Annotated in this window: 13 protein-coding genes; 9 read left to right on the forward strand and 4 right to left on the reverse strand. The window is 65.1% G+C overall.

Annotated elements, in window-relative coordinates; translation table 11 throughout:
- Positions 1–118: 118 nt before the first annotated feature.
- The 5 genes from NGK62_RS26690 (at position 119) to NGK62_RS26710 (ending at position 6,117) form a co-directional block, all read left to right on the forward strand.
- Positions 119–1,027 carry a helix-turn-helix transcriptional regulator gene (locus tag NGK62_RS26690; RefSeq protein ID WP_059380188.1) on the forward strand — a complete coding sequence of 303 codons (909 nt, stop codon included), beginning with the start codon at positions 119–121 and terminating at the stop codon, positions 1,025–1,027.
- Between the two features lie 143 nt (positions 1,028–1,170).
- Positions 1,171–2,829, forward strand: a complete 1,659-nt coding sequence (gene boxC / locus NGK62_RS26695) for a 2,3-epoxybenzoyl-CoA dihydrolase (protein ID WP_251881131.1) — start codon at positions 1,171–1,173, stop codon at positions 2,827–2,829.
- Positions 2,830–2,886: 57 nt separating this feature from the next.
- Positions 2,887–4,314, forward strand: a complete 1,428-nt coding sequence (gene boxB / locus NGK62_RS26700) for a benzoyl-CoA 2,3-epoxidase subunit BoxB (protein WP_059380186.1) — start codon at positions 2,887–2,889, stop codon at positions 4,312–4,314.
- A 54-nt stretch (positions 4,315–4,368) separates the two neighbouring features.
- On the forward strand, positions 4,369–5,604 hold the full coding sequence (gene boxA / locus NGK62_RS26705) for a benzoyl-CoA 2,3-epoxidase subunit BoxA (protein ID WP_251881132.1): 1,236 nt from the start codon (positions 4,369–4,371) through the stop codon (positions 5,602–5,604).
- A gap of 69 nt (positions 5,605–5,673) precedes the next feature.
- On the forward strand, positions 5,674–6,117 hold the full coding sequence (locus tag NGK62_RS26710; RefSeq protein ID WP_059380185.1) for a MaoC family dehydratase: 444 nt from the start codon (positions 5,674–5,676) through the stop codon (positions 6,115–6,117).
- 10 nt (positions 6,118–6,127) lie between these two features.
- On the opposite strand, the gene NGK62_RS26715 is transcribed toward NGK62_RS26710, so the two are convergent.
- The gene (locus NGK62_RS26715; protein WP_251881133.1) at positions 6,128–7,114 is read right to left on the reverse strand and encodes a TRAP transporter substrate-binding protein; all 987 of its coding nucleotides are present in this window, start codon (positions 7,112–7,114) and stop codon (positions 6,128–6,130) included.
- A 160-nt stretch (positions 7,115–7,274) separates the two neighbouring features.
- Positions 7,275–7,628, reverse strand: a complete 354-nt coding sequence (locus NGK62_RS26720) for a nuclear transport factor 2 family protein (RefSeq protein ID WP_118932770.1) — start codon at positions 7,626–7,628, stop codon at positions 7,275–7,277.
- A gap of 194 nt (positions 7,629–7,822) precedes the next feature.
- On the opposite strand from NGK62_RS26720, the gene NGK62_RS26725 reads away from it, so the two are divergent.
- Together NGK62_RS26725 and NGK62_RS26730 are read left to right on the forward strand one after the other, a co-directional pair.
- The gene (locus NGK62_RS26725; protein ID WP_251881135.1) at positions 7,823–8,242 is read left to right on the forward strand and encodes a DUF6088 family protein; all 420 of its coding nucleotides are present in this window, start codon (positions 7,823–7,825) and stop codon (positions 8,240–8,242) included.
- Positions 8,211–9,266, forward strand: a complete 1,056-nt coding sequence (locus NGK62_RS26730; protein ID WP_251881137.1) for a nucleotidyl transferase AbiEii/AbiGii toxin family protein — start codon at positions 8,211–8,213, stop codon at positions 9,264–9,266. Before NGK62_RS26725 ends, NGK62_RS26730 begins: the two co-directional genes overlap by 32 nt.
- Positions 9,267–9,401: 135 nt before the next feature.
- Here NGK62_RS26730 and NGK62_RS26735 read toward each other — a convergent pair whose 3' ends face one another.
- Both NGK62_RS26735 and NGK62_RS26740 read right to left on the reverse strand, forming a co-directional pair.
- The gene (locus NGK62_RS26735) at positions 9,402–10,595 is read right to left on the reverse strand and encodes an acyl-CoA dehydrogenase (protein ID WP_054451413.1); all 1,194 of its coding nucleotides are present in this window, start codon (positions 10,593–10,595) and stop codon (positions 9,402–9,404) included.
- Between the two features lie 113 nt (positions 10,596–10,708).
- Positions 10,709–12,391 carry a thiamine pyrophosphate-binding protein gene (locus tag NGK62_RS26740; RefSeq protein ID WP_118932806.1) on the reverse strand — a complete coding sequence of 561 codons (1,683 nt, stop codon included), beginning with the start codon at positions 12,389–12,391 and terminating at the stop codon, positions 10,709–10,711.
- 185 nt (positions 12,392–12,576) lie between these two features.
- On the opposite strand from NGK62_RS26740, the gene NGK62_RS26745 reads away from it, so the two are divergent.
- Both NGK62_RS26745 and xerD read left to right on the forward strand, forming a co-directional pair.
- Positions 12,577–13,482 carry a LysR substrate-binding domain-containing protein gene (locus NGK62_RS26745; RefSeq protein ID WP_251881139.1) on the forward strand — a complete coding sequence of 302 codons (906 nt, stop codon included), beginning with the start codon at positions 12,577–12,579 and terminating at the stop codon, positions 13,480–13,482.
- 16 nt (positions 13,483–13,498) lie between these two features.
- Positions 13,499–14,482: a site-specific tyrosine recombinase XerD gene (gene xerD / locus NGK62_RS26750; protein WP_251881141.1), complete on the forward strand. Its 984-nt coding sequence runs from the start codon at positions 13,499–13,501 to the stop codon at positions 14,480–14,482.
- Positions 14,483–14,503 lie beyond the last annotated feature (21 nt).

Raw genomic sequence — 14,503 nt, forward strand, 5'->3', positions numbered from 1 at the left:
TTTTGCACATGAGGCGCTTTGGACTGATTGAATGGAAAAATAGTGCTTCCATTGATTATGGTCAAGCACTATAGTGCATAAAACGTGGTAATCAGGGTTTTTGCGGAGTCACGTAAACATGAATCAAGCGCTAGACGCGGCGCCATCCGAACCCAGGCGGGAAGCGTTCCTGGTGGCCTTGGGCGAGCGGGTGCGCCGCCTGCGGGCCATACGCGGCATGACCCGCAAAGGCCTGTCGCAGGTGACAGGCGTATCGGAACGCCACCTGGCCAATCTGGAACATGGGGTGGGCAATGCGTCCATCCTGGTGCTGCTGCAGATTGCCCGAGCCTTCAACTGCGCACTGGCCGAACTGGTGGGCGACGTCACCACCGAATCGCCCGACTGGCTGCTGATCCGCGAGCTGCTCAGCGGCCGCACGGAATCCGACCTGCAGCGCGCGCGCGAGGCCCTGACCCAGCTGTTCGGCGTAGGGGCGGGGGCGCAGCGTCCCAACCGCACGCAGCGCGTGGCGCTGATCGGCCTGCGCGGCGCGGGCAAGTCCACGCTGGGCCAGATGCTGGCCGATGACCTGGGCTACCCCTTCGTGGAGCTGAACCGCGAGATCGAGCGCGTGGCCGGGTGCAGCATCCTGGAGATCCACAATCTGTACGGCCCCAACGCCTACCGCCGCTACGAACGGCGGGCGCTGGAAGAGGCCGTGCAGATCTATCCGGAAATGGTGCTGGCCACGCCGGGCGGGCTGGTGTCCGAGCCCGCCACCCTGAACCTGTTGCTGGCGCATTGCTACACGGTATGGCTGCGCGCCACCCCCGAGGAGCACATGGGCCGGGTCATGGCGCAGGGCGATTTCCGTCCCATGTCGGGTAACAACGAGGCCATGGCCGACCTCAAGCGCATCCTGGCCGGACGCGAAGCCTTCTACGCCAAGGCCGATCTCACGTGGGTCACCAGCAACCTGGACGTGCAGGAAAGCTTTGCCGGCCTGCGCACCCAGGTACGCAAGGCCTGCGGCCTGCCGCTATAGGTGGATTCGATGCCGGTCAGGCCGGCAATATGCATTTTTATGCATCCCCCGCTTGACGGGGCTTTTTTTGTCCTCTAATCTGCACAATAATTCATGTAGTGCAGTATTTTTCCTGTTTTGGCAGGCGTTCGAGGAGACACACTATGAGCAGCACCCTCAACCGGGTTGATTTCCGGACCGACCCCGAGCAGTACCGCCACTGGCGCCTGAGCTTCGACGGCCCGGTCGCCACGCTGGCCATGGATGTTGCCGAGGACGGCGGCCTGCGTCCCGGCTACAAGCTCAAGCTGAATTCCTACGACCTGGGCGTGGACATCGAATTGCATGACGCCTTGCAGCGTATCCGCTTCGAACACCCGGAAGTGCGCACCGTGGTCGTCACCAGCATGAAGGACCGGATCTTCTGTTCCGGCGCCAATATTTTCATGCTGGGCCTGTCCTCGCACGCCTGGAAGGTGAACTTCTGCAAGTTCACCAACGAAACCCGCAACGGCATTGAAGATTCCAGCCGCCACAGCGGCCTGAAGTTCATCGCCGCGCTCAACGGCGCCTGCGCCGGGGGCGGCTACGAGCTGGCGCTGGCCTGCGACGAGATCATGCTGATCGACGACCGCTCGTCCGCGGTCGCGCTGCCCGAGGTGCCGCTGCTGGGCGTGCTGCCCGGCACCGGCGGCCTGACCCGCGTGACCGACAAGCGCCGCGTGCGCCACGACCACGCCGACATCTTCTGCACCCTGGTCGAAGGCGTGCGCGGCCAGCGCGCCAAGGACTGGCGCCTGGTGGACGACGTGGTCAAGCCGGCCCGCTTCGAGGAGGCCGTGCGCGAACGCGCGCAGGCGCTGGCGCAGGGCAGCGACCGCCCGGCGGGCGAGCAGGGCATCGCGCTGACGCCGGTGCAGCGCACGGAAAGCGCCGACGGCCTGTCTTACCGCTATGTGGATATCCAACTGGACCGCGACAGGCGCCAGGCCACCTGGACGGTGCGCGCGCCCGAGGGCGCGGTGCAGACCGAGCTGCAGGACATAGTCGCGGCCGGCGCGGCCTGGTGGCCGCTGCAGATGGCGCGCGAACTGGACGACGCCATCCTGTCGATACGCACCAACGAGCTGGACGTCGGCACCTGGATCATCAAGACCGAGGGCGATGCCGCGCTGGTGCTGGCTGCCGATGCCGCTCTGCAGCAGCATGCTGACCACTGGTTCGTGCGCGAAACCGCCGGCATGCTGCGCCGCACGCTGGCGCGCCTGGACGTGACCTCGCGCAGCCTGTTCGCGCTGATCGAGCCGGGTTCCTGCTTTGCCGGCACCCTGCTCGAACTGGCGCTGGCCGCCGACCGCAGCTACATGCTGGACAACGAAGACGAATCCGCGCCGGCTCAGATCGTGGTGGGCGAACGCAATTTCGGCGCCTATCCGCTGGTCAACGGCCAGAGCCGCGTGCAGCGCCGCTTCTACGAAGAAGAAGCGCCCTTGGAAGCGGTGCGCGCGCGCGCCGGCCAGCCGCTGTCGGCCACCGATGCGCTGGATCTGGGCCTGATCACCTATGCGCCGGACAACATAGATTGGGACGACGAGGTGCGCATGATGCTGGAGGAGCGCCGCGCGCTGTCGCCCGACGCCCTGACCGGACTGGAAGCCAACCTGCGCTTCGGCGGACAGGAGACGATGGAGACCCGCATCTTCGGCCGCCTCACCGCCTGGCAGAACTGGATCTTCAATCGCCCCAACGCCGCCGGCGACAAGGGCGCGCTCAAGCTCTACGGCAAGGGCGAGCAAGCCGCATTCGACTGGAACCGGGTCTGACGGCCCCGCGACACCGTGCCGCGCGACCGCGGCCATCCCAAAGAACAGGAGCGAGACATGTCTGGCATCAACTACACCGATAAGATCCCCAACAACGTCAATCTGTCGGGCGACCGCACCTTGCAGCGTGCGCTGGAACACTGGCAGCCCAACTACCTGCAGTGGTGGCAGGACATGGGGCCAGACGGCTCCCATGGTTTCGACGTCTACCTGCGCACGGCGGTCAGCGTGCAGCCCGACGGCTGGGCGCACTTCGACCACGTCAAGATGCCGGACTACCGTTGGGGTATCTTCCTGGCGCCGCAGGACGGGCAGCGCAAGATCCACTTCGGCGAGAACATGGGCCGCGACGTCTGGCAGGACGTGCCCGGCGAGCACCGCGCCAACCTGCGCCGCATCATCGTCACGCAGGGCGATACCGAGCCGGCCTCGATCGAACAGCAGCGCCACCTGGGCCTGACCGCGCCCTCGCAGTACGACTTGCGCAACCTGTTCCAGATCAACGTCGAGGAAGGCCGCCACCTGTGGGCCATGGTCTACCTGCTGCATCGCTATTTCGGCCGGGATGGCCGCGAAGAGGCGGACGCGCTGTTGCAGCGCAGCTCGGGGGATTCCGACAACCCGCGCATCCTGGGCGCGTTCAACGAGAAGACGCCTGATTGGCTGGCCTTCTACATGTTTACCTACTTCACCGACCGCGACGGCAAGTTTCAGCTGTGCGCGCTGGCGGAGTCCAGCTTCGATCCGCTGGCGCGCACCACCAAGTTCATGCTGACCGAGGAGGCGCACCACATGTTCGTGGGCGAATCCGGCATTTCTCGCGTCATCCAGCGCACCTGCGAGGTCATGAACCAGTTGAAGACCGATGACCCGGCCAGCGTGCGCGCGGCTGGCGTGATCGACCTGCCCACCATCCAGCGCTACCTGAACTTCCACTACAGCGTCACCATCGACCTGTTCGGTGCGGACCAGTCGTCCAACGCCGCCATCTTCTACGGCTCGGGCCTGAAGGGCCGCTATGAAGAAGGCAAGCGCACCGACGACCATCAGCTGAAGAACGACACCTATCGCGTGCTGACCGTGGAAAACGGCAAGCTGCGCGAGATCGAGGTGCCGATGCTGAACGCCCTGAACGAAGTGCTGCGCGACGACTTCATCCGCGACTCGGTCGCTGGCATCGGCCGCTGGAACAAGGTCATCGAAAAGAGCGGCTTGCCGTTCCGCCTGCAAGTGCCGCACAAGGCCTTCAACCGCCAGATCGGCACGCTGGCCGGCATCCGCATGTCGCCCGAAGGCGAGATCCTGTCCGAATCGCAATGGCAGGCCAACAGCCACAAATGGCTGCCCACGCCCGAGGACCGCGCCTTCGTCGCGTCGTTGATGGGCCGCGTCACCGAGCCGGGCAAGTTCGCCAACTGGATCGCGCCGCCCGTCATGGGCGTCAACCGCCAGCCGGTGAATTTCGAGTACGTCCGTTTCAACTAAAGCGGGGCGGCGGCCGCATTCGCGGCCGCTTACCGGAGCATGGGGAAGACCGAGATGAACGCTCCCTTACCAGCAGAAGTCCTGAAGCAGCACCTGATCGATCCCGAGATCTGCATCCGCTGCAACACCTGCGAAGAAACCTGTCCGATCAAGGCGATCACCCACGACTCGAACAACTACGTGGTGGATCCCGAGATCTGCAACGGCTGCATGGCCTGCGTGCCGCCTTGCCCCACCGGGGCCATCGACAACTGGCGGCTGATGGTGCGCGCCGAAGCCTACGGCGTGCAGGAACAACTGGGCTGGGAAGAACTGCCGGGAGAGAAGGCATTGCCGGAAACGGCCGCCGCAGCGCCCGCTGGCGTCGAGCCTGATGCGCAGCAGCCTGTCGCGCCCGCGCCGTCAACCGCGCCCGGTGCGACGGTCCCGCCGTGGTCCGCCGCCCATCCCTACGTCAACCTGTACACGCACAAGACGCCCATGACTGCCACCGTGGTCGGCAACTACCGCGTGACCGGCGCCGACACGGAAAGCGATATCCACCATATCGTGCTCGACTTCGGCGACCTGCCGTTTCCCGTGCTGGAAGGGCAGTCCATCGGCATCCTGCCGCCGGGTGTGGATGCGCAGGGCCGGGCGCATCACGCGCGCCAGTATTCTTTGGCCAGTCCGCGCGACGGCGAACGGGCCGGCTATAACAATCTCTCGCTGACGGTGAAACGCGTCACGGAGGATCATGCGGGCGCCGCCGCGCACGGCGTATGTTCGAATTACCTGTGCGACCTGGCCAAGAACGACAAGGTGCAGGTGATCGGACCGTTCGGCCATACTTTCCTGATGCCCAACCACCCCCGTGCCAATCTCATCATGATTTGCACCGGCACGGGTTCGGCGCCCATGCGCGCCATGACGGAACGCTACCGCCGCCGCATCGAGACCGGCGAGAACGGCAGGCTGCTGCTGTTCTTCGGCGCGCGCACCGAGCGCGAGTTGCCGTATTTCGGGCCGTTGATGAAGCTGCCGCGCGATTTCATCGACATCAATCTGGCGCTGTCGCGCGAAACCGGGCAACCCAAGCGTTACGTGCAGGACCTGATCCGCGACCGCGCGGGCGTGGTGCGCGAACTGCTGGCGGACCGCAATACCTGCATCTACGTGTGCGGCTTGAAGGGCATGGAAGTGGGCGTGCTGGACGCCCTGCGCGACGTGACGATGCAGGCGGGCCAGGATTGGTCTATCCTGCATGATGCATTGCGCCGCGAAGGGCGCCTGCATTTCGAAACGTACTGAATCCACAAACATGCGTGGCAATCGGCGCGCGCTGGCGCGCCGATTGCATTTGCGGGGGGAATCCACAAAATGAAGTTCGCCGAGTTCAAGGACGGCATGGTCATCAAGGGCGGTCCGGTCACCCTGACGGAAGCCGAAATCCTGGAGTTCGCACGCAAGTACGATCCCCAATGGTTCCACACGGATCCCAAGCGCGCCTCCGAAGGCCGTTGGGGCGGGCTGATCGCCAGCGGCTGGCATACCTGCGCGCTGGCCATGCGCATGGCCGTGGACGCGGCGCTGCACGATTCCGAATCCTTTGGTTCGCCCGGCCTGGGCGAGGTGCGCTGGCGCACGCCGGTGCGTCCGGGCGACACCCTGCGCCTGGAAGCGCGCGTGCAGGGCGTGCGCACCTCGTCGTCGCGTCCGGACCTGGGCATCATCACCTGGGCCTGGACGGTCCTGAACCAGCACGACGAAGGCGTGCTGGAACTGGACGCGACCAGCCTGTTCGATCTGTCCGGCGAAAACTGAGGCTGGCCGTCTAGCGCTTGCCTGTCTGCTTCAGGATGGCGGCGGCTTCAGGACCGGCCGCTGCCTTCCAGTTCTTGACCGAGTCCGCCGCTGCATCCTTCAGCGCGCGCTGCACGGGCAGGGGCACCGACGTATTGATTGCCACGCCGTTCTTGCGCATGTTGGCGTAGTTCTGCTGCAGGCGGCCGTCGATGCGCTTCCATTGTTCGGTTTCGGTCTGCGCCGCGGCCTGGTCGATGGCGCGGCGCGTGCGCGCATCCAGCGCCTGGTAAGCCTGCAGGTTCATCGTCGCCACCGAGATCGGCATGGCGTAGTTGATCTCCGCGAAGTTGGGCAGGTGCTCCCAGAGCTTGCGGCCCGCGCCGCCGTCGCCTGAGGACAGCACCGCGTTGACCTCGCCCGAGGCGATCAGCGGCATCGCGTCCGCGAAGGAGATGTTCTGCGCGCGTGCGCCGGCCTTCTGCATGACGTCCTGCGACGTGGCGTCGTAGGTGCGGATGCTCAGCTTCTTCAAGGCCGCGACGCTGTCCAGTTTCTGCTTGGACCAGATGCCGGACGCGGGCCACGGCGTGGTGTAGAGCAGCTTCTGCCCATGCGCCGCCAACAGCTTCTCGTAGGCGGGGCGGGCGGCCTTGTTCAGGTTGCGGGCCTTGGACAGCGAGTCCGCCAGAAAGGGCAGGGACGACACGCCGAACAAGGGATACTTGGCCGCCAGCGCGCCGGCGAAGGCGTCGCCCGCATCCACCTTGCGCGCTTGCACCGCATCGATCATGTCGGCCGACTTGATCCCCTTGGACGCGTCGTAGCTGGCGTCGATGACGACATTGCCCGCCGTCTTGGCGCGGACCAGCTCGGCAAAGGTGGATACGCCTTGTCCGGGCATGGAGGTGGCCGGGTACTCGGTAGTCATCGTGAGGGTGGTGACGGCGTGGGCGCCGTGCGTCATGAACGCCATGGCGATGCCCGTCATCAGGCGGAGGGTGGGACAGCTTTGCATGCGCGGCTCCTGGTTGGTGGGAAACCTGGTCTGGACACGAGAGGCGGCGCCGGGAGCGCTCGGTTCTGTGCCTGGCTGATGCCGCAAAGCGTACGGCGAGTGCAAGGGCTCGCCTATACGGGCTTTCGGCAATGCGCGGGCTGTTGCGGAGCAGCGGCGATTACTCGAGGGGCAGGCCGTGCATCTTCAAGAAGGACAGCTTGTCCCAGTAGCCCCGTTGGAACACGATCCTGCCGTCGCGCACGGTGAAGAAGCCGCAGCCGCGCAGGCCCAGAGGATCACGCCACTCCAGGGCCGCGACCTCTCCGGCCTCATGGATCGTCTCCACGATGCAGGTCATGTCGGCCTGGGCGAACTCCCGTTCAAACATCGCGCGTATGGCCTCGCGTCCGACGATGGGCTCCTGGGTGACCTGGTGGTTCACAGCCTTTTCATCGTAAAGCTCGGCCAGGCCGGCGGCATCGGCGGCATTGAACCGTGCGACCCATTCTTCGACCAGTCGTCGCGGAGTCATGTGTGGTTCCTTTATTGAGAGGGACTTACGTTGTAAGCGAAATTCGGGCAGCGCGGCTAGTGTCGTTTCGACATAGCAAAAACTGCGCATTAATGCGTGGATATTGCAATGTAATATGCTGTAATTACTAGAAGAATTGCCAATTATAAAGTACAGTGACCTAGTGGAATTCAGTGCTCTATCGGAGGTAAAGTATGAAGCTGGAAGATCGCATGAGTCGCTCGATCAAGCAGCGCGCAGGGGTTGTCGTCTTGCGCTCGGACTTTGCCGATATGGCGAGCGACTCACAGATCGGGCGAGTCTTGGCCCGCTTCGTCGATGACGGAATGCTTGTACGCGTCAGCAAAGGGGCTTTTGCCAAGACCCGCATCAACAAGTTCACGGGCAAACCGACCCCCGCAGGAACGCTGGAAATGATTGCTGCGGAGCTTTTTCGCAAGCTCAAGATCTCTGTGGAACCGAGCGCGCTCGCAGCCGAGTACAGCAGCGGCAAATCGACCCAGATTCCCATGGGGGCGACTGTCAGTACGGGGCGCCGGCGCATCACTCGAAAAGTGACTGTAGGGAGCAGTACGCTGACGTATGAAAAGGATCTCAGACGAACAGAAGTCTGATATTGAAGACGCCGCCACGGCCGGCCTGCTGGGAACTTTGCCGCCTGCCGTCGCTGAGAAGGACTTGCACATCACTGATGCGCTGCGCGTTCTGGCTGAAATCAAGAGCACGCATATCGCGCATCGGAAAGACCGCAAGAAGGGGGATCCCAGGCCGGCGTCCGCCACCGTGGCTACGCGCCTGGTCTTCGCCGGCGGGACCTGCCTTTCGAAAGCGCATGGTCTGGTTGAGCGGATGTCCGAGGACATCGACATCAAGGTTGCGCTGGACGATGTACCGAAAGGCTATGTGCTGCAAGACGGGCACACAGACCGGGCTCGGCTAGGCAATTTGCATCGGCAGGTGGAGCGGCGTCTCACGGATATCGGCTTCCAACTTGTGACGCGGGACGATGAGGAGAACCCCGTTGCGCGGGACAGCCGTCGTTACTACTGCCTGTCGCTTTCGTATGCGGCGCATTTTCAGGACGTATCCGGTGCGCTGCGTCCCGAACTCAAGCTTGAGCTGATACATCGTCCTCCCGTGTTGCCGGCTGAAATACGCGAAATGGGCTACATGCTCGACGGCTTTGTTCCGCGCGTAGCGCCCCTGCGCTTTTCGATGGCGTGCATCACGGTCGCGGAGACGCTCGCGGAGAAGGTGTTGTCACTGCTGCGGCGCTGCGCTTGGAGTTGGGATGGGCATCAGCGCGGCGAGTACGACGCCGCCTTGGTGCGACATATCTATGACGTCTGGCGTATTGCTGGAACCCGGCCCGATGCCTTTGCGGCAGCCCGTCAGATCTTTGCGAAGCTGGTCCGAAAGGATGTAGAGGAATTCCGCGGCCAGCATCCTGGGTTTGATCAAGACGCATACTCGGTGCTGAGGCGGACGCTGGCTGCTGCTGCCGTCCATGAAGGGTTGAAGACCAACTTCGAGCAGCGTCTGAAGCCACTGCTCTATGCTGCGCAGAAGCCGGATTTCGAAACCTGCTATGCGGTCTTTGCGCGTGCTGCAGAAGAGTTGCTGGATCACCGCGTTTGACTTGCGACCTTCCAGCAGCACCGATATCCGGGAAGCGGGCGCGGCGCTCGCTGTCCAAGGACAGCAGGCGCTGCCGTTGAGTCGTGGCAAAAAAAACCGCCCCGTAGGGCGGTTTCGTCGGAACCGATCAAGCGATCAATAGAACGCCTGGATGCCGGTCTGCGCGCGGCCCAGGATCAGGGCGTGCACGTCGTGGGTGCCTTCGTAGGTGTTGACCACTTCCAGGTTCACCAGGTGGCGGGCCACGCCGAATTCGTCGGAGATGCCGTTGCCGCCGAGCATGTCGCGCGCCAGGCGGGCGATGTCCAGCGCCTTGCCGCAGGAATTGCGCTTCATGATGGAGGTGATTTCGACGGCGGCGGTGCCTTCGTCCTTCATGCGGCCCAGGCGCAGGCAGCCTTGCAAGGCCAGCGTGATTTCGGTCTGCATGTCGGCCAGCTTCTTCTGGATCAGCTGGTTGGCGGCCAGGGGGCGGCCGAACTGCTTGCGGTCCAGCGTGTACTGGCGGGCGGTGTGCCAGCAAGCTTCGGCGGCGCCTACGGCGCCCCAGGCGATGCCGTAGCGGGCCGAGTTCAGGCAGGTGAATGGACCCTTCAGGCCGGACACGCCAGGCATCATCTGGTCGGCGGACACTTCCACTTCGTCCATGACGATTTCACCGGTGATCGAGGCGCGCAGGCCGACCTTGCCGTGGATGGCGGGGGCCGACAGGCCCTTCATGCCCTTTTCCAGGATGAAGCCGCGGATCTTGCCGTCGAAGTCGCCGCCGACGCACTTGGCCCACACCACGAAGACGTCGGCGATGGGGGAGTTGGTGATCCACATCTTGTTGCCGGAAATCTTGTAGCCGTCGGACGTCTTGACGGCGCGGGTTTCCATGCCGCCGGGGTCGGAGCCGTGGTTGGGTTCGGTCAGGCCGAAGCAGCCGATCCATTCGCCGCGGGCCAGCTTGGGCAGGTATTTCTGCTTCTGCGCTTCGCTGCCGAATTCGTTGATGGGCACCATCACCAGGGACGACTGCACGCTCATCATGGAGCGGTAGCCGGAGTCGATGCGTTCGACTTCGCGGGCGATCAGGCCGTAGCTGACGTAGTTCAGGCCGGCGCCGCCGTATTCGACGGGGATGGTGGCGCCCAGCAGGCCCAGTTCGCCCATTTCGGAGAAGATGGCCGGGTCGGTCTGTTCGTTGCGGAACGCGTTCAGCACGCGCGGGGCGAGCTTGTCCTGCGCATAGGCGTAGGCTGCGTCACGCACCATGCGTTCTTCTTCGGTCAGTTGCTGGTCCAGCAACAGGGGGTCTTGCCAGTGAAAGGAAGGATTCGAGGACATGCTGGGTCTCCGCTATGGATTTCGGAATGCTAGAAAGTTTAAACCTAAAATAATTCGGGCGGCAAGCGGCGAATGGAACGGCCGGCGCGCGGCGCCGCCGTTCCGTCCCGCCTTCAGTGCTGCGCCTTGAGCGCTGCGTCGCGGATCTTTTCCAGGGTCGTGCCCGGGGTGATGGTTTCCGGATCGATGAAGCAGTGCAGGATGGCCGGCTTGCCGCTGGCCAGGGCGCGTTCGAAGGCCGGGCCGAACTGCTCGGTGGTCTCGACGCGTTCGCCGTGGCCGCCAAAGGCGCGCGCATAGTCGGCGAAATCCGGATTCTTCAGATCGGTCGCGGAAATGCGGCCGGGGTAGTGCTTTTCCTGGTGCATGCGGATCGTGCCGTACATGCCGTTGTCCACCAGCACCACGACGATGGGCAGGTCGTATTGCACCGCGGTCGCGAATTCCTGGCCGTGCATCAGGAAGCAGCCGTCGCCAGCGAAGCAGACCACGGTCTTGTCGGGCGACACGCGCTTGGCGCCCACGGCGGCGGGCAGGCCGTAGCCCATGGAGCCCGACGTCGGCGCCAGCTGCGTGCCGTAGCGCGTAAAGCGGTGGAAGCGGTGCAGCCAAGTGGCGTAGTTGCCGGCGCCGTTGGTCATGATGGCATCGGCCGGCAGCGTCTTTTCCAGATAGGCCATCACCTGGCCCATTTGCAGCGCGCCCGGCGTCGTGATGGCGCTGGGATCGCTCCATTTCAGATACGACTCGCGCATGGCCTGCGTGCCGGCGGCCCAGGCGGGCTGGGCCGGCGCCTTCAGGCCGCCCAGCGCCTGCGCAAAGGCGGCGGGCGAAGTATTGATGGCCAGGGTGGGGCGGTAGACGCGGCCCAGCTCGGCGGTGTCGGGGTGCACGTGCACCAGTTTCTGCTTGGGTACCGGGATGTCCAGCAGGGTGTACGCCTGGCTGGGGTTTTCCGACATGCGGCCGCCGACCAGCAGGATCAGGTCCGCATCGGCGACGCGCTTGAGCAGCGCGGGGTTGATGCCCAGACCCACGTCGCCGATGAAGCAGGGGTGGTCGGCCGGGAACAGCATCTGGCGGCGGAAGGACACGGCCGTGGGCAGCGCGTGGCGCTGCGCAAAATCGGCGAACTGCTGCACCGCGCGGGCGTCCCAGCGAGTGCCGCCCAGGATGGCGACCGGATTTTTGGCCTCGGCCAGCAGCTTTTCCAGGTCGGCCAGCTGGCCGGCGGTGGGGGCGGAATCGATGACTTCGTAGCGTGGCGCGTCGGCGACCTTGGCGGCTTCGACCAGCATGTCTTCGGGCAGCGCGATCACGACCGGGCCGGGACGGCCCGAGGTGGCGATGTGGAAGGCGCGCGAAACCAGTTCGGGGATGCGTTCGACCTGATCGATCTCGGTGACCCACTTGGCCTGCGTGCCGAACACGGCGCGGTAATCCATTTCCTGGAAGGCTTCGCGTTCGCGCATGCCGCGCTCGATCTGGCCGACGAAGAGTATCAGGGGGGTGGAGTCCTGCTTGGCGATGTGCACGCCCGCCAGCGCGTTGGACGCGCCCGGGCCGCGGGTCACCATGCAGATGCCAGGTTCGCCGGTCAGCTTGCCATGGGCGTCGGCCATCATGGCCGCGCCGCCTTCCTGGCGGCACACCGTGACCTTGATGTCCGCATCGTGCAGGCCGTCCAGCACCGCCAGATAGCTTTCACCGGGAACACAGAAAACATGTTTGACGCCCTGCGCAACCAGCTGGTCGACCAGGATGTGACCGCCAAGGCGGGATTCTTGCTGGGACATGGGGGTGGTAGTCATGATGAGCCGAGGTTAGGACATCCGAGCATAATGTTCCTTGATCGCACAATGCAATTGATAAAATTGCACAATCTATTGACCCACCGGCACGACCTGCCATGCTGCGCCGCGGCAAGATCCGAGCGGCGCAGCAGCGGCGGCGCCCGCCGGCACCTGGCGGTTCCCGCGATATGAGAAACGGCATTCCCAACCTGAGCGCCCTGCAGGCGTTTGAAGCGTCGGCCCGGCTGGGCAGCTTTTCCCGCGCCGCCGAGGAATTGTCCCTGACGCATAGCGCCGTCTACCGCCAAGTGGCCAGCCTGGAGGCGCGCCTGGGCGTGCAGCTGTTCACGCGGGTGCGCCGGCGCATCGTGCTGACCGATCACGGAGCGGAGTACGCCGGCCGCATCCGCCACCATTTGGACCAGATCGAAAAAGACACTTTCGGCCTGGTCAGCCGCACCGGCATGGGCCGCAGCATCCATATCGCCGTGGTGCCCACCCTGGCGACGACCTGGTTGATCCCGCGCCTGGCGGATTTCCAGCGCGAGCACGGCGACATCACGGTCAGCCTGTCCGTGCGCACGTTGCCGTTCCAGTTCAAAGACCAGCCCTTCGACGGCGCGCTGTATCACGGGGACGGATTGTGGCCAGGCACCCAGGGCGTGTTGCTGTTCCCTGAGCGCGAACTGGTGCCGGTGTGCGCGCCAGAGCTGGCGGCGCGGGCGGTGGAACCGGGGGCCAGCGCCTTGTCCGGCATGACCCATCTGCATCTGGCTTCGCGGCCGGACGCCTGGCGCCAGTGGTACGCGGCCAACAGCCATCTTTATGGTCCGCACGCCGCCGGCGGGCCGCGCTACGAGCTTTTCACCATGGTGATGGCGGCGGTGCAGGCCGGCCTGGGAGTCGGGCTGATGCCGCGTTTCCTGGCCCAGCCCGCGCTCGACCAAGGCACGCTGGCGATGCCCGTGCCGCAATCGCTATCGGTCAGCCAGGGCTATTACTTCGGCTATCCGCAGCGCAGCGAACGCTCCGAGGCGCTCAAGCTCTTCGAGAGCTGGCTGAAGTCCGCCGCCGCAGGCGTGGGCGGACGCTGAGCCGTAGAATCCAGCCATGTCCGCAATCCGCCCCCCGCTTGAATCCCAGGCCGATATCGACGCCTTCATCGATGCCGTCTGGCTGGAAGACGGCCTGTCGGCCAACACCCTGGCGGCCTACCGGCGCGATCTGACGGGTTTTGCCCGCTGGCTGGAAGATCCCGAAGCCTACGCGCGCGAAATGGCCGACCGCCACGGCGATGCGGCGCAGGCCCACGTCCTGCCCGCCGGACCCGCCAAAGCTCTGCGCGATGCCGGCAAGGCCGACATCGAAGCCTGGTTCGCCTTCCGCCACGAAGAAACCCGCGCCACCACCGCCAACCGCAGGCTGGCCGCGTTGCGCCGCTTTTACGCCTGGGCGCTGCGCGAACACCGCGCCGAGCGCGATCCCTGCCTGACGCTGATCGCCGCCAAGCAGCCGCCGCGCATGCCCAAGACCCTGTCCGAGCAGCAGGTGGACGCCTTGTTGCGCGCGCCCGACCTGGAGGAGGCCCGCGGCCTGCGCGACCGCGCCATGCTGGAAACGCTGTACGCCACGGGCTTGCGGGTATCCGAGCTGGTGGGCATGCGCACGCTGGACGTGAGCCTGAACGAAGGCGTGGTGCGGGTGGTGCTGGGCAAGGGCGGCAAGGACCGGCTGGTGCCGCTGGGCGCCGAGGCGGCCCATTGGATCGACCGCTACCTGAAGTCCGCGCGGCCGGAGCTGGCGGCTGGACGCGTGAGCGATGCGCTCTTCATCACTGGCCGGGCCGAAGCCATGTCGCGCCAGGCGTTCTGGCAACTGGTGAAGAAATATGCCCTGCTGGCGGACGTGCGCGCGCCGCTGTCGCCGCACGTGCTGCGGCACGCCTTCGCCACGCATCTGCTGAACCACGGCGCCGACCTGCGCGTGGTGCAGATGCTGCTGGGCCACGCCGACATTTCCACCACGCAGATCTACACGCACGTCGCGCGCGAACGCCTGAAGGCGCTGCACGCGACGCACCATCCTCGCGGCTAGCGCTGCACGCGCCGCTTCGAA

This window comes from Achromobacter sp. Marseille-Q4954 (genome assembly GCF_943737025.1).
GTDB lineage: Bacteria > Pseudomonadota > Gammaproteobacteria > Burkholderiales > Burkholderiaceae_B > Achromobacter > Achromobacter bronchisepticus_A.